We start from the raw sequence: 18,917 nt of genomic DNA on the forward strand, positions 1-18,917 counted from the left end.
TGCCCGAATGAACAGCTTGCACGGTCGCGAGCTGTTTTCTTATCTTCCGGCCTATTACGAGACCTCTCGCGTCATGCAATCCGATATGGAAGCCAAGGGCAGCGAGCTGGATGCGCTCTACCAGGCGCTGAACTCAGCCGCAGACCAGTTTTTTGTCCGTACAGCAACCTGGGGCCTGGAGCGCTGGGAGATGGAGCTCGGCATTCCAACCGACCGGAACAAGCCGATCGAGCAGCGGCGGGCGGTACTGGAGTCCAAGCTGCGCGGAGCGGGAACCTTCTCGGGAGCTCTCGTGAAAAATGTGGCAGAGGCTTATGATGGCGGCACGGTCGATGTATCTTTTCAGCCCGAGGAATGGGGCTTTACGGTTAAATTCGTCGATACGCTCGGCATCCCGCCGAATCTGGAGGACTTGAAGTCCGCGATCGAGGAGATCAAGCCGGCGCATCTGGCGGTGGCGTATGCGTTCAACTACTTGCTCATACGCGATATTCATGACGTGATGACTATGGGCCAGCTGGGGCAGACGCCGTTAAACAAATTTGCAGGAGGTGTATGAGTTGTCCAGTAACACACCGAATTTAGGACTATTAAAGAAAGACCCGATGGTGGATGGCAATGAGACCTTTAACATCGAGACGATGCTGAATGAGAACTGGGATAAGATTGATGAGGCCGTGGGGAATGTTCAGGTGGAGATTCCTGATTCGAGTACAACTCAGAAAGGGATTGTGCAGCTGTCGAATGCTACGAACGGATACCGGGAAAATGTGGCTGCGACGGAGAAGGCCGTAAAGGATGCTGCTCTTCAGGCGAAGTCATACACCGACCAACAGATTAGCCTGGTCACGGAAACAGGCATCCCGAAACTGGTCAGCTACCCGCTATTGGTGACGGCCACAGCCGATAATCAGAAGGTATTCGAGATCCCGCTTGATCTTTTCGACGCCAACACCGACACCTTGCTAGTAGCAATTAACCGGGCCGCTCTGGATCCGACACAATACACCGTGACCAACACAGTCCGGAACGAAGCCGGGGAAGTCACGCAGCGGGCGAAGATTACGCTTCTTTCCGGCGTGGACTCAACGTCTGAGATGGCCATGGTCGTCCTGAAAAACGTCCCTCTCGGTGAAGACGGATCGATCAATGGTGCAGTGCTGGCGGTTGGTAGCGTCCCTATCAATCGGGTAAATGGGTTGCAAGATCAATTAAGAGAGGCTTTTCAAGCTGGCAATGAGCGGAAAGCGGAAGTGGTTGCCGCGCTTGTTGCCATCGGTGTACCGGCATCCACTAGTGAGACATGGGCGCAGCTCATACCCAAAATAGCGGCACTTATCCGGGCGACGGGGAATGCAACCGCGACTGACATCCTTGCGGGGAAAACTGCATCTAATGTAAATGGACCAATAACGGGTACAATGCCGCACCTTACCGGAAATAGGGCGGCGACAGGAACCTCACAATGGCCAGATGGATCACTAGCCGTATACCCTGAAAAGGGTTATCAAAAAGGTGGACCTGGTGATGGAGAAATTAAAGTCACAACAGCACAATTACAGACAGCCGAACCGAATCTATCTCCTGGGAACATCCTGAGAGGGAAGAAGATTTACGGGGTTGATGGAACGCTTTCGCCTGGAGGCCGCGCCATTGTAAACAATAACCCTCCAGAAAAGAACATTCCTTCGCAGAACACTTGGTTGATTACGGACCTGTTTGTAATCCCGTCTAGCGGTAACTATGTGGACGTCTTCACAACAAAAGGTAACACAGTCAACAAAATAGAAGCGTATACCACAACAGACAACTATAGCACAACAAAAACCGCCGCCTTGGTCCTTATTGATGAAGCCGGAGTAATGCACACGCTAGTAACAATCTCATCAGGCGGGGCTGAAGTCAGTAGAAATCTTACAGGTTTTCAAATCGACAGAAAAGGGCGAACGGGAATCATGTATAGCAGGCCTTGGGGCTCAGGCGTTGATCCTGACGTTACGCCAATACCTCAGATTCCTGCTAACTTTAATCTTCTAGGACAGTTGCGATTCTGTGCGGCTCATATGTACTCAGGAAGTGATATTAGACCTATAGGGAGGTCATATGCCAGAGACTTAGTGGTCGTAACAACTTAAAACAAAGGAGGATATGGATATGTACGTAATATACCAAAGGATATCTGACAAGACAGGGCAGGTTCAGGAAGTCATTTTTATACCCACTCCGGCAGATAATAACCGGGAGGGCATAGAAATTGACGCGCCAATGATTTATCCCGAGATCATCCCAAATTTGATACCAAGATTGATGGTAGACTTGGAGGAAAATGAACTGTATTACGATTATTACGCCCCAGAAACATTTGAAACCAAGGTATCTGATTTACAACAGGTGAATACTGAACTGAACCTGATCATCGGGAATCTTATCTTGGAGAGTGCCAACGACAAAGCCACAATTTCATCTCTGGAGGAAACAGTCGGTACGCTGCTCTTTGAAGTGGCCGCCCTGAAAGGAGGCGCAGCATAAATGTGGTATCCGATCGTCAAGCTTTATTACGACAACCAGTATCCTTTATACAATGAAGATAGTTTAAAGACCTTTGTTGTAGCAAAGATGATCACTCCAGAAGAATACAAGCAAATCACAAACGTTGATTATGCAGCATAACGCACTGAGAGGCGTATTTTTTATGCCCCTGGCTAGTCCGGGGGTTACGCCATAACAAGGAGATGAAAAAATATGGCAAAAGGTATCACATCACAGGAGTTGGATACTACGACGGCATCGGGCCTTGTCCCACATCTTGGCCTAACGACTAATAGCGGCAATTCATACAGCGTTACATCCAACACGCCTATCCGCACGAATCAAAAGTTTACGATAAAGTTCAACGTTGCAAGTTCTACAGCACCGACACTCAAAATCAATGACGATACAGCACTACCAATTAAAAATGCAAATGGCAATAACGCAAAGTTATTTGCTGGTGTCTATACACTGTTCCGGGACGGATCGGCTTTTATCTTACAGGGTGAAGGGGGTGAGTATGGAACAGCAACAGCTGCAGATGTACTGGTTGGTAAAACCATAGGGACTGACAACGGACTTGTGCTGGGGGCTATGCCAAACCGGAGCGCGGAAAATCAACATATGCCAGGGCTTGAGAAAACAGCTTGGACTGGAGACCGATATTTTATAAAACCCCCACCGGGGTTCTACGATGGTGCATCATGGGTGACAGCACCCGAACCTCAACTAGTTGCTGAGAATATCAAGCGAGGTGCTAGGATTGGCAATATTGACGGGGTCATGGCCCCAAGCGTTGCAGGTACTGCTCAACTTAACCACTACATTATTGCTCATTTCAGTACATTACGAAACCAGATAGGTCAAACCGTTGAAAACAACGTTATCACCATTCCAGCAGGAGTGCGGTATATCTTAGCTGTGAACGCCCCATCCTTCGGCTCCAGAATGGATAACAACTACGCCTCAGACTATATGGAAGCCTGGTATGTACTGAAAGATAATCAAGGTAATGTATTTACCAAGTGGTTCAGTTATAGACGCGGCGCCCCCCATAACTACCCCGAAGAAAAGCATAGTAATTATTTGCTGGATATTGAAACCGACATCAAACCCACGATTCCCTCATTCAACAACCAAGGTCCTATGACTATTGTCGAGAGACGTATCTACCAAACAGTGAGCCCTCAAGGTAATGACTTCTACCTTACTCGGTGGAATACGGTCCTACTTTACAGTTAAGGAGTGATAGCGATGTATCACGTATAACCCAATAACAGATCAAGTGGGTGAGGTCAAAGCCATCATCCATAATCCGACTCTTGAACAAATCGAAGCCCACGGGATCAACCTAACCGGAGACATCCCACAACCGTTAGAAATCCAAGGCTTCTATCCAGCACCCGGATCGATCTCGTTCAGGAAAAACTATATTTCGATTACATTACCCACGAGTACATTGAAACCAAAATATCAGCGCTTCAAAAAGCAGTAGATGAGCTGATTTTAGGAGGATCATGCAATGGCTGAATATATGGCAACCCGCATCATAGGTCACAGCGGATCGCATTGCTATATCCGAGGTGTCTTGCACAGAAGTCTCAATTGAGACAGTATGTTGCGTTTGGCGTGATCACCTCGGAAGAATATGAAGTCATCACTGGCGAGGCATATTAAACGCTGCTTTGAAAGGCCTAACATGAATGGCTTCAACGGAGAAGGCGGAATCATGCTGGAGAAGCTGAGCGGTCGCCTTTGCCCACGGATTTTAACCCTATCCCTAAAGTTTCAGGAAAATCCGGGGGCAACAGCGATTGGAAGCATGATCCGCATGCGAAGTGGTGTACTGCTTAAAAGGTGTATCTGTGTATTTCTGTTAAAACAGCTATGAATAACTTCAACCCAAGCCCTCGGCTCCCCCGAGGGCTTTTTCACACCTGCAAAACCCTATAAAAGGAGGAAGAATTATGTATGATCACATCGGTCAGTTTTTTAAGATGCTGGTGGCGGGGACGGGGGCCGTGACCGGGTACGTCTGGGGCGGATGGTCGCTGCCGCTGCATCTGTTGTTGTGGTTCGTGGTGATCGATTGGTTGACCGGGTGGGGCGCGGCCTGGATGAACGGCGAGCTGCGTAGCCGTATTGGTTATACTGGTATTGCACGCAAAATGACCATTTTTCTCATTATCGCCTTGATGCATCTGGTGGACCGGGTGCTGGGGGAGATGAATTATTTTCAGAATACGGTGATCTTCTTCTATCTCGCAAATGAGCTGCTGTCTATTATTGAGAACGTAGGAAGAATGGGGGTACCGATCCCCCAGTCCCTGCGTAATGTGGTACAGGTATTCCAGATCAAATCCGAAGAAGGGGATAAGCAAACGGCACGAAAGGAGGAGAAAAAGGATGAAACCCTCTGAATTTATTGCCAAGCTGGCACCTATAGCCACTCAGGACATGCGTCAGTATGGGGTGCCTGCTTCGCTTACGCTTGCCCAGGCAATCCTGGAATCCAACTGGGGAACGAGCGGCCTGACGCAAAAGGCGAACAATCTGTTCGGCATCAAAGGAACCGGTCCGGCGGGAAGCGTCACCATGCAGACAACCGAATACCGGGGGCAGACGCCCTATACGACCAATGCCCAGTTTCGTAAGTACAACAACTGGCATGAATCGGTTGCCGATCATACCCGACTGGTCCTGAATGGCACGCGCGACAAGCCACAGCGCTACCATGGTGTGTTATGGGCGGATTATAAAACGGCGGCGACCGAGATTTGGAGAGGGGGCTATGCCACAGACCCCAATTATCCCAAAAAGCTCATTTCCATTATGGAGCAGAACTCGCTCTATCAATATGATGTGCCTAATCCAGAGGAGGAACGTATGAAAATCGAACAATTAACGGCCGAGCTGCAAAAAACACAAGAGCAAATGCAGCAGCTTAGTAAGCAATATGCTTCTGCGATGAAACTGCTAACGGAGCAAAGCAATACCATTCAGCAGATGAACGTAAGGCTGAAGGCAGTTGAGACCGAGAAACCAGCTAAAGTCCCAGTTTGGGCGGAACCAGCAGTAGAAGCTGCACAGCAGGCAGAAGTATTGCATGATCCTGAGGGGAGTTTTGATTTTTATCGAATCATGACCGTGCTGCACCGTTTGGGAATTTTCGATAGATCGAGTAAGTGAATCGAGAATATAACGTGCAAACTGCTCTCTCAGGTCACATCTATATAATGAAGCGTTATTTTGAACAATAAAGCTGCCCAACCGTAATAAGACGGTATGGGCAGCTTTTGTTGTATGGGTAGATTTATATCAGTTAGTGTTTCACTAGCATATTCGGTTATTCAATTCCCGGAATCGTTCGTATTTTTTAGTGAATTCGAACGTTCCTTACCCTTCCGGCGCATGTCATGCTTAATTGTTCGATGAATCCATGTCCATGCATTCACAATATAAATAATTCACTACGTAAACGTAAAATAACATGCTCCTCATCGTGTGTTACTTAACCAATACAACCCAGCTCACTTCACCCTCACCGTCCCTACTGCCTGCGCTTGATTCCCCGCATGGTCCGTAACGGTATAAGTCACCGTGTAGATCCGGCTTTGGCCACGCTCCGACTTCTCGGCTCGCAGCCGGAAATGGGTATCATTCGTACCGAATTCCGCATCCTGAATATCTGAACCCGTTTTGCCTCCTTTATCTTTATTCCCACTCTCATGTCTACCCGTTTCCTTAACTTTCCCGTTCAAATTCTCTTGTATATCCCAGCCATGCCCTTTGCCGCCTGCACTCTCGATCATGATAGAGGTCAGCACGACTGACGCAACGCCAGATCCCTCATCGCTGGATTCGAGGTCAGCGTGAATATCGACCATTTTGTGGTTCGACGCCTTTAGTACGGAAGGCGAGAGTGTAACCGTAAGCACCGGGGCGATTTTATCGATGTTCGTTACGGTTGCCGTTATCGTACCTTCGTTGCCGTCTGCATCCGCATATTCGAAGGTAAATGAACCGTTCTCCGTAAACCTGTAAGTAGGAGAGCCACCATTATTCGTAACGGTAATTGGACTCTCCGATACTAAGGCTGCAATAACGTCTCCATTTGTGGGGGCGGTCGAGCTGTATTCCAAACCTACCGTGAAGTCGGTATACGTGACACCCGGCGCGGCCGTAAAGTTCTCGCCGATATTGTCCAGCATATTACCGCTTAGCTTGATATTCTTGCCTGCCTTAAGCTGCATCCCGTTACTGTTCCCGGTGATGGTGTTGTTCAAAATCTGCACATTCTCCGGATCTCCGGCTCCAATGCCACCCGCGTTGGTGTCCCCGTTGTCGTGCTCGAGCAGGATGCCCCAATAATGCTCGGCGGTGTTCTGGTGGATCGTGTTGCCCTTGATGATCGTGCCCGGCCCGTTCAAAATGTTGATCCCGGCGGCGTCCGGAATGTCGATGGTGTTCTCGATCCGGTTGTTCTCAATGATGGTATCCGGCGAGCCCATCGATACGACGATGCCTTCCCGTGCATTGCGGATCGTGTTGTCGTGAACATAGTTTTGCGGGCCGGATTTGCTGTGATTGGTTGGGGCGGTTCCCCCGGTATTCCCGATGCCGATGCCGCCGCCATAAGGCATGTCGGTGATCAGGTTATTGTGAATCTCGTTAAAATACTCCAGTTCCCCATGCAGATCAATCGCATCCAGCCGGACTTGGTGGAATTCATTGTGCCGGATCACATTGTTATGGGCCACATATTGAATGAGTGCGCCGTGACGAAGGTAAGGTCCCTCGAAGGAAGAGTCCTCGACCAGATTCCACCTTGTATCATTGGCAAAACCGTTGCGGTCGACCTTCGGCACGCCCTGAATGGATACGCCGTACCCGGCACCGCCCGGCCCGAGATCCGTGGCATTTTGGAATGTGGTATTGCGGACGACGATATCATGGCTGTTCTCGATGCGGACCCCCATGCGGCTGAATTTTTCGATCGTCACGCCGTCGATCGTGATGTTGTACGATGGCGCCTCGCCATAATTAGCGGCAATGATCATCATGTCCGGACCGCCGGCATCCGGGTTGTTGATTCTGTGATCCGTCGTATATTGACCTTCCCAAGCGGAGGTCAGCGTCAGGTTGGAGATGGTCAGATCATGCTGCTTGGCGGATCTCAGCATGGTGCTGTTCCGGACCTTGTTCAGCGAGGTCTTCAGGATCGCGCCGTTCTGGCTTTCCCCCCGTAAATTGACCTCCGATTTCAGTATGAGATTGGTCAGGCCATCGGGAGCGCTGTTTAAGTTATACACGCCGTTCGGGAAAAACACCTCGTCTCCCGGGAGTGCTTCATCTATAGCTCGTTGGATCGCCGAACGGTCGTCCGAACCGTTATCCGACGGATCAGCCCCGTAATCCACCACATTCAACGTCCTTCCGGTAGCCGTATGGGCTTGATGCACCGGATGGTCGCTCCCGTCCGCATTTTTCATGCCGGGAGCGGTAAAAGGGACGGTTCCTTCCGGAGGCTGCGGCACAAAATCCGGAATGATCGCTACGGGCGTATGCCCGTTAGCGAAAGGCGGATAGATATGGACTTCCGTCAGACTCGTATAGGCACTGCCGTCCGAATTTCCGCGCCCGAGTAGCTTCACGTATCGGGCGCTTCTGTCCGGAACGTTAAATGGCTGCATCGCGGTGGTGGTTCCGCTGCTCGAACCGTTGAAAAGGGGAGACCAGGACACGCCGTCATCTGAGGTTTCGATATCGATCTCCGTAGCGCGAACATCCCCTTTATAGAAGGCAATGCCCAGGTAACCGATGTCCCGGGCCTCGCCGAGATCGTACATGATCCACGGACCGTCGCCGGCGGCAGACCAGCGGGTGTACAGATTCTGGTCCAAGGTATTATCTTCGATGTTGCCATCGCTGCCGCTTGCCGTGACGGAGGCCACTGGCCAAGGTGCTAAGGGAGCGCTAAGCGTCGTAACCGACAGCGTCAGCGGAACCGGACTGACGTTTCCGGCGGCATCCACGGCCTCGACCTCATAGCTGTACTCCGTGTGCGGAGACAGTCCTTCCGCTTCATGGCGGGTGATGTCGGAGCCCAGCTCCGATACTTTGACGTCATTTTGATAAACGTTATACTTCGCGACGATCTTGTCGTCCTCTGCCGTCGGCCATGCCAAGTGCACATAATCTTCGCCGATACTGCTGACGGACAGACGGTTTCCGTCCGGCCAGGATGGTGGCGTCGTATCCTGACTGGAATCCACCAACTCGCTTACGACCAGCGCAGGTCTTGGATTGCTGGAACCGTTGGCTTCCTTGGTATAGATATTAACGCTGACACCGGTATGGGCCGCATCCGTAAGGAGAAACGATACGCTGCCATCTGCTAGATGACTGCGGACATAGTCCGTCACATCGACGCTGTACAGCTCCGGCCGGCCGCTATTCTCGGCCTTCACCGTAAACGACCCCACATAATCGGCCGGATCAAGGTTGTTCACAGGCGCATTGTTCCAGGTCAGTTCGCTTTCGTTCCAGTCTGTATTTTCGATCCCGTAGAGGGAGAGCTCAAGATTCGTGTTGCTGGTGCCTTTTTTCGCGGCGACCCGGAATTCGTAGCGGTAGTCAGGATCGCTCAGGGTGAAAGCATCGAATTTGAAATAGACAATCTTTTTGTTGGCGGTACCGGATGAAACGCTAAAAAGACCGACGCTTGAGCCTGTAGCGGAATTGATATTGGTGTCCGGTTTGGAACTGTCGATCAAGGCATCGTCCGTGGGCACCAAACGGCCAACCTCAACTGGACTGCCCGGTGAAGGATCGGTTGGGTCGGTGGGGTCCGTTGGATCAGGAGGCGTGTAGCCGTCTTTGTAGAGGATCGGCGTGGTGACTTCCAGATTCTTCACATGCTGCTCCATGAAGGCCCAAGCTTCCGCATCCGCGGTCGTTTTGGCTTCTCCGGTAAAGCCGTGGCCCTGGCCGGGAACGATTGCGAAATCGACTACAGGAACACCGGCGGCCGTCAATTGATTGGCGAAGGTTATGCTGTCGGTATAAGGGATAGTGGCATCCGCGTCTCCATGCCGAATCCAGAACGGGGGATCATCGGGAGTGGCATACGTTCCGGGCATGGCAAGCCGCGCCTCAATCGGAACGGACAGGGCGTTATGCCCGCCGAGCAGCTTTGTGACCGAACTGTAGCGGTCGGCAAAATCGGTCGTGAAATCGGCAGGTCCGTACCAGTCCACCACGGCCTGCACCTTGGTGGAGTATTCCGGCCAGCCTCCTGCGCCTTCGATATCGGGCAGATGAACCATATCTCCGGTATCCAGCGTGACCGTATCCTCCATGGTCAGGTCTCCGGTCGTTCCCAGCAGGGAAGCGAGATGCCCTCCCGCCGAAGTTCCCCAAACGCCGATCCGGCTTGGATCGATGTGGTATTGATCGGCATGGGCACGCAAATACCGGATGGCCAGCTTCACGTCTTGAATCTGGGCCGGGTAAGGCGCTTCGGGGGTTAGACGGTAGCTTAAGGAAACGCCGATGTACCCGCGTTTTAGGACATAGTTGCAGATGCTGCCGAGGGCATTTTTACGGTCCCCTTTGTTCCAGCCTCCGCCGTGAATGTAGATCATGACCGGCATAGGCTCGGCTGGCGGCGTGCTCGGAACAGCGATGGACGTATAGAGGTCCCGGTCGCCGGCTTTGCCGATCAAAACGTCCTCATAGAGGGTAACACCTGCCGGAGCAGGGTATGGGCCGGTTTCGACCGGCGGGGGTTCAGGCACGGGATCGATTGCTGGCGGTATCCCCGGGATGGCCTGACCTGACAGCGAGACGCTGTCGATGTACATATTCGCGTTCATCGGATCACCTACCCGGAACTGGATTCGTACATTTGGGTTACTGTTGGCTTCCAGCGGCAGCGTCCAAGTCTTCAGCGTGTTGGATTCGCTGCGCGGCGCTTCGGGCGTTCCCGGGGCCAGTTTAAACTCCTCCAGCGTGCTCCAGGTCGCTCCGTCGTCGCCCGACCACTCGGCCACAATGCTTCCGCTGACATAGGATGAGGCTCTCGTGTAATAACCCAGCTTAATGTTGCCGTAACCCGTCGTATTGACGGGCAGATAGACGGAATCGGTCACGTCGATCTTCATAAGGTTCGGAGTTGAAGGAGCGCTGCCGGATACAGAGGTTTTGGCTTTGCTGCCTCCATCACCGGTCTGAATCCAAGGCAGGGGAATGACGACGCCGCCCGTGGTACCGTAGCGCTCTGAATCGAAGTTATCGGAGAAGAACAGGATATCCGGACCCTCTGGTTCCGGTAGGGGTTCGGAATCCGAGGCAACAGATTCATCCGCAAGATCGAATTCTGAAACCGATTGTGCGGATACGGCATGGAGCTGCCCTGGGGATGCCATGATGCTTATGATGATCAGCAGGCAGAGGATCAGGCATGAGATTCGGTTCAATGTCTTCTTCAACGTTCCATCCCTCGCTTTTTAATTTGTAGTTAAAGCGTGTGTAAGAAACCCGGAAGCAGTCGTTTGACTGCTCCGGAATGGGATTAGGCTAGTGGATGTTAAGGGTGCAGGTGCGTTAGAGAGAAGAAAGTAGCTTTGACATGGTCGGATTGATCCGAGGTGGTATCCGATTTGTTTTGGTTGTAGACGCCGGCTTTGAAGTACAGATACTTATCGTTATAACCGCTAGGGAGGGTATGCGTCACCGTGGTGGCCGGTCCGCCCTCAGGGGTTATTTTCACTGTCATAAGAAGCCCGGTCACCTTGATTTCATAGCTCCATTTCTGGCCGAGGGCGATGCCGTTTGCAGGATTAAGCTGGCTTGGTCCGCCGAGAATGTTCACCCAGGTGTTGTTGTTGTCCAGATCATCGGTACCAAAATAAACGGCACCTCTGCTGTCCGAAGGACGCTTGTGGTAATAGAGCCGAATCGGTTCGGTGCTTGGGCCATGGATTTGCCCGACCACGACGCGACCGATTTTATCGGCTTCGTTCCCGCTGACGGATACATGATCCACCCTTAAAGTAGCATTCATCGTTCCGTCCACGCCGCCTGCCTGAGATTTTATGGATGGGGAGGAGGTAGAGGTTACCCAGTTGTTGGCCCATGAGGAGGCGCTGTTCGTCGACGGATTCAACATTTCTCGAAGCTCGGAGCGGGTGTAAGTGCTGTTCGTGGTGGTCTCACCGATATTAGGCGATGTGAACACCATGCCGCCGGTGACGGGATCGGTATAGAACCAATCCGGATGCACATACCCGCTGGCGAGTGCTCCGGCCTGGACCTCGGACGCGTCTGGCAGGGTGATTTTCCACTTGCTTAGGTCAAAATTGCCCGAAGGAGGCTTGGCAGGGTCAAGGCCCCCGCCTCCTCCATCCGCAGTGCCTCCCCATATTTCAACCTCCGTATAACTGTTCCATTGGTTGAAGGTATTGCCGTAGCCCACAATGCGTACATACCGGGCTTCCACGACGGGGATGGTGAAGGATTGCAGCTGGTTGTTTTGAGCGCTATGGACAGCGTTTCGTGCTTGAAGCCAGTTGGAGCCGTCGGTTGAGGTTTGAATATCGAAGGTGAATGTACGCGAATCTCCGTTGTAAAACGCAATTTTAACCAGTGATACCGGTTTGGCGGACCCTAGATCCAGCCTCAGCCAAGTGCCGTCGCCTTCGGCGGACCAGCGTGTGCTTAGACTGCCGTCCACCGCTTTCGATGCATCGCAAGCGCAGCGGGTGTCATAGCTGCTGGCCGATGCGGAAGCCGAGTACTTGCTCTCTCCAGTGGCAAATCCGTGTCCTTCAAACAGAGGAGCTAACAGCATGGCTGCACTGATCAGGCAGAACGTTATTCTTTTCGAAAAAGCATGCCTTCGTTTCACAGCGATCCCTCCCGTATAATGGTGCAACTCTTATGGAATATCATTTCCCTCCTTTCCGTGGTGCGCTTTAAGACAGGAATGACAGCGCTTATCTAACAACGTAGCAAGAATGCGCGCACAGGTCTTGTGTTAATCCTATAAGCGCTTGGCGTTTTTACATAATGGAGGAATTATTGATGCTTCTGCTCCCTGAGGGTGCGAGATAGCGCGGTGGAGATTGCAATCATCTTTTTAATGATTTGCTCCATCCATCAACCTGACGGGAATATCGTGCTTAGCGGATAGCCGACGTGACTATACGGGTATACAAGGAGTGAATGGCTTACCTTGGGAATCATATTTTTCTTTCAGCTGCCGGATGGCATATAATCATAAGAACGAACGATTCCGAATCGACCATAAATAGATAAAAACAGGAGTGGGATAAATGACACTGAAGGAGCTTAGAGAGCATCGCCAATATCCGGAGCAGACGAAGTCGGATGCTTCGCGCGCGGTATACGAGCGGGATTATTCGCGCCTGATCCATTCGCCGACGTTCCGCCGGCTGCAAGGAAAATCACAGGTATTCGGTGCAGGCACCGGCGATTATTATCGGACGCGCTTAACGCATTCGCTTGAGGTTGCCCAGATTGCGCGCGAAGCGGCACGGAGCCTGACCCGCAATTACCCTGAAGTGATGCCGGAACAGGCGGAAAACGCCGGGCTGATGATTGATCCCGAGGTGGTGGAATGCGCGGCGATCGCGCATGATTTTGGGCATCCTCCATTCGGTCACAAGGGCGAAGAGGTGCTGCAGGGAATTCTGGAGAAGCATATCGATCGCAAAACCGAGACGGAGCTGACACGTCAGCCGGGCACGCCGACACCGGAGCAGGCAGCCGAGGTACAGCAGGCGATGCGGCGAAAGTATGAGCATTTTGAAGGGAATGCGCACAATTTTCGGCTGATCATGTTTTTGGAGAAAAGAGAGAACGTCAACGGACTCAATCTGTCCGATGCGGTGCTGCTTGGCATCAATAAATATCCGTTCTCCGGATTGGATAATCACAAGGGAATGTATCGGCATGAATGGGAATACATCTCCCATATCCGGAAGGAGTGGCAAATTCCTGGCACGCATCGAACGCTCGAAGCGCAGCTGATGGATCTTTGCGATGATATCGCCTATTCCGCGCATGATCTGGAGGATGGCATCAAAGCCGGGAAGATTGAGGTGCATGAACACTTTTTGCGGGACAGTCACTTGAACAAACTGATCGTGCAGAAGATCATGACGCTGGAAGACGAGGTATGGAAGGGATGGACCAAGGAGCAGATCCAACCGAAAGTGGATTTGGTGCTGGACGAGTTTCTGAAAATATGGAACGAGAAAATGCCGACCTGCGAGAATGACTATTCCCGTACCCGGCGGGAAGTCAAGGCCTACTGGGTGAGCCTGTTTGTAGGCAGCTTGGGCGTAATTACGAACGGGGATTGGAAAAAGGTAACGTTTGTCAAAGACGGCGTGGAAGACGAGGATATGCTGCGTACGGTCAGTGTCCTAAAGAGTTTTGCCTGGGTGACCATGATTCGCGACCTGCGGGTGCAGCGCCTGCAGAAGCGCAGCGAATGGATTATCAAGCGCTTGTGGGATGCTTTTCTCGATCCAGTTGCCTCTACGGCGATCATTCCGTCCGACTGGCTTCAGCGCTATGAAGCGGACCAGAAGCGGGCCCAGCCGATCTGGACATGGGAGCATATGGTGATTGATTATATCGCGGGCATGACGGACGCTTTTGCCGAGAAAATCTACAACGAGCTGTATGGCCTTAAGGTAGGCTCGATCTACGATTTGGATTAACAGTGGCGAGCAGGTGTGTGGTTGCACTGATGTTGGTTCGGCCACCATCTGCTAATGAACCTGCATTTTTTCTAATGGATGTTGGAAGGCTGCCGGAAAGGGGGATTGCATGAATAACCAATTGAAACTGAGCGTGCTTGATCTGGTTCCGCGTTTTGGAGAGAGTACGTTCGAAGAAGCCTTGCAGCAAGCGGTGATATTGGCTCAGCATGCGGAAGCATGGGGCTACGGGCGCTACTGGGCGGCAGAGCACCATGATCTGGAGCATTTGTCCTGTGCATCGCCCGAGATTTTGCTATCCCATATCGGTGCTAGGACTAAGCGCATTCGGCTCGGCTCCGGGGCCGTACTGCTGCCCCACTACAGCCCGCTGAAGGTTGCGGAGAATTTCCGCATGCTGGCAGCGCTGTATCCCGGACGCATCGATCTCGGGATTGGGCGGGCTCCGGGAGGTTCGGCACATACGAGCATGGCGCTCAGCGGAAATTTCCTAGGTCATGTAGCGGATTTGCCGCATCGGATTCGGGCTTTAACCGAACTGCTGGAGGATCGGTATCGCTACGAGGACGTTCCAGTGGCTGCGAAGCCGGTGCCCGCTACTCCGCCCGTAATGTGGATGCTCGGCACAAATACGAAGAGTGCGGGTTATGCGGCTGAATTCGGTACGGGCTATGTATTCGGCCAGTTTATGAGCGATACGGACGGGGCGGAAGTTCTCCAATCTTACAGGGAAGCTTATCGGCCAAGCGCTTTTCTGCAAGAACCGCGCACGATGGTGGCGGTAAGCGTGGTATGCGCGGCGACGGAGGAACAGGCGCAGAAGCTTGCCGCGGAGATACCCCGACCAGGGCGGGGTAGCGTACCGACGGGCCGTAAGGAAACGGCTGATCATGAACAAAGCCCAGTCTTGGCTGCGATCGGCCAAGCAGAAGTTGGTGGGGGCGGCGATACACATTCCAGTGGCAGAACAGCCACGATCCATCACAGGGATCCTCAAAGGAATTCCGCGTCAGAATCCGAAGTTCCGGCCCCGTCTGGTTCCGATTCGTCAGGCCCATCCCAGCGGCTAATCATCGGCACGCCAGCAAGTGTGCGAAACAGATTGCAGCATATGGCAGAGCGGTATCGGTGTGACGAGTTCCTGATCGTCACGCCGGTAAGTGATTACAATGCACGGCTGGAATCCTATCGGCTGTTAATGGAGCAGCAGTCAACTGCTGCACATATATAATAGAAGAGAGACAAAATAAATGATGCATTCAAACGATTATGACATTACTTTTGGTCCATCCTTCATAAGCGATAAGTCCACTAATCTGTACACGTATGCCTGTCATGAAACGGAGCGCGAGCTGTGCTTGATGGAGCTGACGGAGCTGTTCGGTCATGAGCCTGACGGTGAGGATTGGCTGGAAAGCGAGCAATGGGTTGATCCGGATCGGAGCCCGTTCTTATCAGCCTGTATCGACGTCAGGATGACTGGAGAATCCATCGAAGAAATGGCTGAGCAAGCAGGCAGTATTCATCTTAACAACGCAAGCTTCAAAGTCGTCTGTCTCAAGGCGGGAGATCGGTTCAGTTATGAACAATCACGCGGGTATGAGCGGGTGGTAGGCCGCCAAATTACAGGAATTGCACAGATGAAAGCCCCGGATGTCACGCTCGGTATGATATCAACAGGCGGCATCTGGAGATTGGGACTTCTTCATGAACCTGAACGCGCATGGCTGAAGCATAAACAGAAGCCGCAAAATTACTCCACAGGCCTAAGCTCGCGCATCGCGAGGGCACTGGTCAACCTGGCAGTTCCTCGATTAAGCGAAGTGACGCTCCTGGATCCCTGCTGCGGTATGGGGAATGTATTAATTGAGGCGTTCTCGATGGGAATCGCGGCCGAGGGGCGTGACATCAATCCGCTTGCCATTCGGGGAGCGAGGGTGAATCTGAGGCACTACGGTTATGATGACAACAAAGTTGCCATTCAGGATATGAATACATTGCAAGGGCATTATGATGCCGCGATCCTGGACCTGCCGTATAATCTGTGTTCTGTTTTCCCTGAAGAAGAGAAGCTGCAGATGCTGCAAAGCTTACGCCGGTTGTCAGATCGAGCTGTCATCGTCAGCACAGAGCCATTACGTGAGCAGTTGATGAGTACGGGCTGGAAGGTCCTGCGTCATTGCACGACCCATAAGGGGAGTTTTGTGAGGGATATCTGGTTGTGCGAATAATGGGGCCTGCTATTTATTCCCCAGGGTCATAACGATATTTCTCTAAATCGATGATGCCTTTGGGATTGACGGCAACGCCCTCGCCTTGGAGGTACAGCTCCTGCATGAGTCTCGATTCATCGTCCTTGATGGCGATTTCTCCTTTTGCGTTGACAACCCGATGCCACGGCAGTTTGTGAATGTGACTGAGGGTGTGAAGTATTCTGACGACTTGTCGTGCGCCCCTTGGGCTGCCGGCCAGTCTGGCTACCTGTCCATACGTCATGACATATCCTTCCGGAATGCTCCGGATCACTTCAATTACACGTTGCGTATACGGCTGCATCGATTCTCTCTCCCATTGCGTATAAATGTAGTTAAATAAATAAAAAGGGGCGTCCCGGAAGGTGTGGAAAGTGAAAACCTCGGGACGTTCCTTTTGTTGTATAGATCTTGTGGTCTTTGTTGCACGATCGATCCCCGGCTCCTTTGAGAGCAGGATTAAAGCTGTATTTAAGAACTTGTTACCTGGTCTTAGTACGACTTGCTATAGTCGATTACATTTCGTGAGAGCGGCTTTCCGCTTACATAGCTCTGTAAATTCTCCAGGAAAATATCCGCGGCACGCTCGCCGTAGCGATCCGTATCGCCCGCCATGTGAGGGGTCATGATGACGTTGTCCATTGACCACAGCGGATGGTCTGACGGAAGCGGCTCTTCCTCGAACACATCCAGCCCCGCACCCGCCAATGACCCGGCTTGAAGCGCCCGAATCATGTCTTCGGTTACTACGGTTTGACCCCGGCCCACATTAACGAAGAAGGCGGAGTCCTTCATCGCCGAGAATCTTGCCTCATTGAACAGTCCGCGGGTATCTTCCGTGAGCGGCAGGATGTTCACGATATAATCACCTTCAGCCAGCGCTTCATCGAGCTGATCGACCTTATACATCGCTTCCACATAAGGATCGGATTTGCCGGAATGACGGACACCGACGGTCCGCATACCGAACGCCTGGGCTACGCGCGCCGTATGACTGCCGATCTGGCCGACGCCGACGATGACGATGGATTTGCCTGCCAATTCCGTGAACGTGCCGGACGTATCCCATTTATTGTTCGATTGCTGTCGAATGGCGAGATGAAGGTTGCGCGTGAAGGCCAGAATCATCGCAAAAATATGCTCTGTGATCGGAACGCTATGTACGCCGCTGGCATTGGTAAGCTGAATGCCCTTTTCTTCGAGCTCTTTGAGCGGCATTTTATCGACACCGGCTGACCATGCTTGAATCCATTTCAGTTTACTGTCTGCAGACAATATATCCTCCTGTACGGAGCGTGACCAGCCGATCATGATTTCGGCATCCTGAACGATGCTTGGCGTAAGCTCTTTCGCTTTCGTAACCAGCAGCTCGTAGTCGGGGGCGATATCTTTGATTTTTTGCTGTTGTTCCGTGGTTAAGTCGTGTATGGAAACGATTTTCGGCATGGTGCTACCTCCTAAGGAATGTGATATAAACCAGAATAAAAGTGTTAAACTCTTTGGGAACATATTATCAGAAATCATCACTTTGCGCATGGACGAACTGTCCCGATTGGAAAATTTGTACATGAATTTTTGTCCGGTTTATGGTAAATTGAAGCTTCATCATATTTTTAGGCGAATTTGATGTACCCCTCATACTATTTTCAGGTATTGTTGCTCAAACTATAAACGAACCAAGAAAACATGGTGCTTATAGCGGCCAGCGGCTGCTTAGGATAAAAGAGGATTGGAAGGAAGTGTCTTAGTTGAGCCATTCGGCTGAGGGAGCTATGGATCGTTTATTTGTTGCCGTACATCTGCCTTCGGAGGTGTCGTCCCGGATTCAGGATTGGACGGAAACATTGGGAGAGCAAGTAACTTTCAAAAAATGGGTTCATCCGCAGGATTACCACATTACCTTACAGTTTCTAGGCGATACGCCGTCAAATCGAATAGCAGAGCTCACAGCGGCGCTGCAGGAAGTCGCTAAAGAGCATAAGCCCTTCAAGCTTGGTCTTTATGATGCCGGCGTGTTCGGGGCAAGCGCCTCGCCAAGAATTTTATGGGCGGGAGTCGGTGGGGATTTGAATGCTCTGTCTCAGCTTCAGCAATCGGTGGTATCGAGGATGGAGGCTTTCGGATTTGTGCCGGAGGAGCGACCGTTTCGTCCGCATATTACGGTTGGCCGGAAGTTTCAAGGGAACCAATTTTCATTGGATGTTATCGGAGCAGGACCCAGGCCCATCCAGTGGGAAGTGCAGCAGCTCGTTCTTTTTCGAACAAATTTGCATGCAACTCCAATGTACGAAACAGTAGGTGTGGCGCGGCTTTCGACCATTTTCTGAAACTGAAAATAGAATGTTCATAAAATTACCATGTTTTCAACGCCTAAAAATGTGGT

At 51.7% G+C, this 18,917-nt stretch carries 16 protein-coding genes; 12 read left to right on the forward strand and 4 right to left on the reverse strand.

The window, feature by feature from the left end; genetic code table 11:
• The first annotated feature begins 7 nt into the window (after positions 1–7).
• From ACQKPA_RS27140 to ACQKPA_RS27175, 8 genes are all read left to right on the forward strand, one after another.
• Positions 8–559, forward strand: a complete 552-nt coding sequence (locus ACQKPA_RS27140) for a YmfQ family protein (protein ID WP_427495659.1) — start codon at positions 8–10, stop codon at positions 557–559.
• A gap of 1 nt (position 560) precedes the next feature.
• On the forward strand, positions 561–2,135 hold the full coding sequence (locus tag ACQKPA_RS27145) for a phage tail protein (protein WP_427495557.1): 1,575 nt from the start codon (positions 561–563) through the stop codon (positions 2,133–2,135).
• A 19-nt stretch (positions 2,136–2,154) separates the two neighbouring features.
• On the forward strand, positions 2,155–2,529 hold the full coding sequence (locus ACQKPA_RS27150) for a hypothetical protein (protein WP_427495558.1): 375 nt from the start codon (positions 2,155–2,157) through the stop codon (positions 2,527–2,529).
• Positions 2,530–2,670, forward strand: a complete 141-nt coding sequence (locus tag ACQKPA_RS27155) for an XkdX family protein (RefSeq protein ID WP_427495559.1) — start codon at positions 2,530–2,532, stop codon at positions 2,668–2,670. It abuts the gene before it with no gap.
• Between the two features lie 72 nt (positions 2,671–2,742).
• The gene (locus ACQKPA_RS27160) at positions 2,743–3,771 is read left to right on the forward strand and encodes a hypothetical protein (protein ID WP_427495560.1); all 1,029 of its coding nucleotides are present in this window, start codon (positions 2,743–2,745) and stop codon (positions 3,769–3,771) included.
• A gap of 327 nt (positions 3,772–4,098) precedes the next feature.
• The gene (locus ACQKPA_RS27165) at positions 4,099–4,206 is read left to right on the forward strand and encodes an XkdX family protein (protein WP_427495562.1); all 108 of its coding nucleotides are present in this window, start codon (positions 4,099–4,101) and stop codon (positions 4,204–4,206) included.
• A 290-nt stretch (positions 4,207–4,496) separates the two neighbouring features.
• On the forward strand, positions 4,497–4,949 hold the full coding sequence (locus ACQKPA_RS27170; protein WP_427495563.1) for a phage holin family protein: 453 nt from the start codon (positions 4,497–4,499) through the stop codon (positions 4,947–4,949).
• Positions 4,936–5,718: a glycoside hydrolase family 73 protein gene (locus tag ACQKPA_RS27175; RefSeq protein ID WP_427495564.1), complete on the forward strand. Its 783-nt coding sequence runs from the start codon at positions 4,936–4,938 to the stop codon at positions 5,716–5,718. Before ACQKPA_RS27170 ends, ACQKPA_RS27175 begins: the two co-directional genes overlap by 14 nt.
• 341 nt (positions 5,719–6,059) lie before the next feature.
• Here ACQKPA_RS27175 and ACQKPA_RS27180 read toward each other — a convergent pair whose 3' ends face one another.
• Entirely contained in the window at positions 6,060–11,021 is a 4,962-nt protein-coding gene (locus ACQKPA_RS27180) for a DUF7594 domain-containing protein (RefSeq protein WP_427495565.1), read from the reverse strand.
• A 98-nt stretch (positions 11,022–11,119) separates the two neighbouring features.
• On the reverse strand, positions 11,120–12,439 hold the full coding sequence (locus tag ACQKPA_RS27185; RefSeq protein WP_427495566.1) for a polysaccharide lyase family 7 protein: 1,320 nt from the start codon (positions 12,437–12,439) through the stop codon (positions 11,120–11,122).
• A gap of 427 nt (positions 12,440–12,866) precedes the next feature.
• On the opposite strand from ACQKPA_RS27185, the gene ACQKPA_RS27190 reads away from it, so the two are divergent.
• The 3 genes from ACQKPA_RS27190 to ACQKPA_RS27200 all read left to right on the forward strand — a co-directional run bounded on the left by ACQKPA_RS27190 (position 12,867) and on the right by ACQKPA_RS27200 (position 16,513).
• A complete protein-coding gene (locus ACQKPA_RS27190) occupies positions 12,867–14,282 on the forward strand; it encodes a deoxyguanosinetriphosphate triphosphohydrolase family protein (RefSeq protein WP_427495568.1) in 1,416 nt (471 codons plus the stop codon).
• Positions 14,283–14,391: 109 nt separating this feature from the next.
• Complete coding sequence (locus ACQKPA_RS27195; RefSeq protein WP_427495569.1) at positions 14,392–15,513, forward strand: MsnO8 family LLM class oxidoreductase; 1,122 nt, start codon at positions 14,392–14,394, stop codon at positions 15,511–15,513.
• A gap of 19 nt (positions 15,514–15,532) precedes the next feature.
• On the forward strand, positions 15,533–16,513 hold the full coding sequence (locus ACQKPA_RS27200) for a TRM11 family SAM-dependent methyltransferase (protein ID WP_427495570.1): 981 nt from the start codon (positions 15,533–15,535) through the stop codon (positions 16,511–16,513).
• 13 nt (positions 16,514–16,526) lie between these two features.
• On the opposite strand, the gene ACQKPA_RS27205 is transcribed toward ACQKPA_RS27200, so the two are convergent.
• Together ACQKPA_RS27205 and ACQKPA_RS27210 are read right to left on the reverse strand one after the other, a co-directional pair.
• On the reverse strand, positions 16,527–16,838 hold the full coding sequence (locus tag ACQKPA_RS27205) for an MGMT family protein (RefSeq protein ID WP_113061058.1): 312 nt from the start codon (positions 16,836–16,838) through the stop codon (positions 16,527–16,529).
• 188 nt (positions 16,839–17,026) lie between these two features.
• A complete protein-coding gene (locus ACQKPA_RS27210) occupies positions 17,027–17,980 on the reverse strand; it encodes a D-2-hydroxyacid dehydrogenase (RefSeq protein ID WP_427495571.1) in 954 nt (317 codons plus the stop codon).
• 302 nt (positions 17,981–18,282) lie between these two features.
• On the opposite strand from ACQKPA_RS27210, the gene thpR reads away from it, so the two are divergent.
• Entirely contained in the window at positions 18,283–18,861 is a 579-nt protein-coding gene (thpR, locus tag ACQKPA_RS27215; protein WP_427495572.1) for an RNA 2',3'-cyclic phosphodiesterase, read from the forward strand.
• Positions 18,862–18,917: the final 56 nt, after the last annotated feature.

The sequence above is a fragment of the Paenibacillus sp. NPDC093718 genome, assembly GCF_050279985.1.
Taxonomy (GTDB): domain Bacteria; phylum Bacillota; class Bacilli; order Paenibacillales; family Paenibacillaceae; genus Paenibacillus_AQ.

Bases quoted from the DNA above. Each gene is read 5' to 3' on its own strand.
- ACQKPA_RS27210 (WP_427495571.1), bottom strand. From the start codon at position 17,980: ATGCCGAAAATCGTTTCCATACACGACTTAACCACGGAACAACAGCAA.
- ACQKPA_RS27150 (WP_427495558.1), top strand. From the start codon at position 2,155: ATGTACGTAATATACCAAAGGATATCTGACAAGACAGGGCAGGTTCAG.
- ACQKPA_RS27160 (WP_427495560.1), top strand. From the start codon at position 2,743: ATGGCAAAAGGTATCACATCACAGGAGTTGGATACTACGACGGCATCG.
- ACQKPA_RS27190 (WP_427495568.1), top strand. From the start codon at position 12,867: ATGACACTGAAGGAGCTTAGAGAGCATCGCCAATATCCGGAGCAGACG.
- ACQKPA_RS27155 (WP_427495559.1), top strand. From the start codon at position 2,530: ATGTGGTATCCGATCGTCAAGCTTTATTACGACAACCAGTATCCTTTA.
- ACQKPA_RS27205 (WP_113061058.1), bottom strand. From the start codon at position 16,838: ATGCAGCCGTATACGCAACGTGTAATTGAAGTGATCCGGAGCATTCCG.
- ACQKPA_RS27195 (WP_427495569.1), top strand. From the start codon at position 14,392: ATGAATAACCAATTGAAACTGAGCGTGCTTGATCTGGTTCCGCGTTTT.
- ACQKPA_RS27170 (WP_427495563.1), top strand. From the start codon at position 4,497: ATGTATGATCACATCGGTCAGTTTTTTAAGATGCTGGTGGCGGGGACG.
- ACQKPA_RS27200 (WP_427495570.1), top strand. From the start codon at position 15,533: ATGATGCATTCAAACGATTATGACATTACTTTTGGTCCATCCTTCATA.
- ACQKPA_RS27175 (WP_427495564.1), top strand. From the start codon at position 4,936: ATGAAACCCTCTGAATTTATTGCCAAGCTGGCACCTATAGCCACTCAG.
- ACQKPA_RS27140 (WP_427495659.1), top strand. From the start codon at position 8: ATGAACAGCTTGCACGGTCGCGAGCTGTTTTCTTATCTTCCGGCCTAT.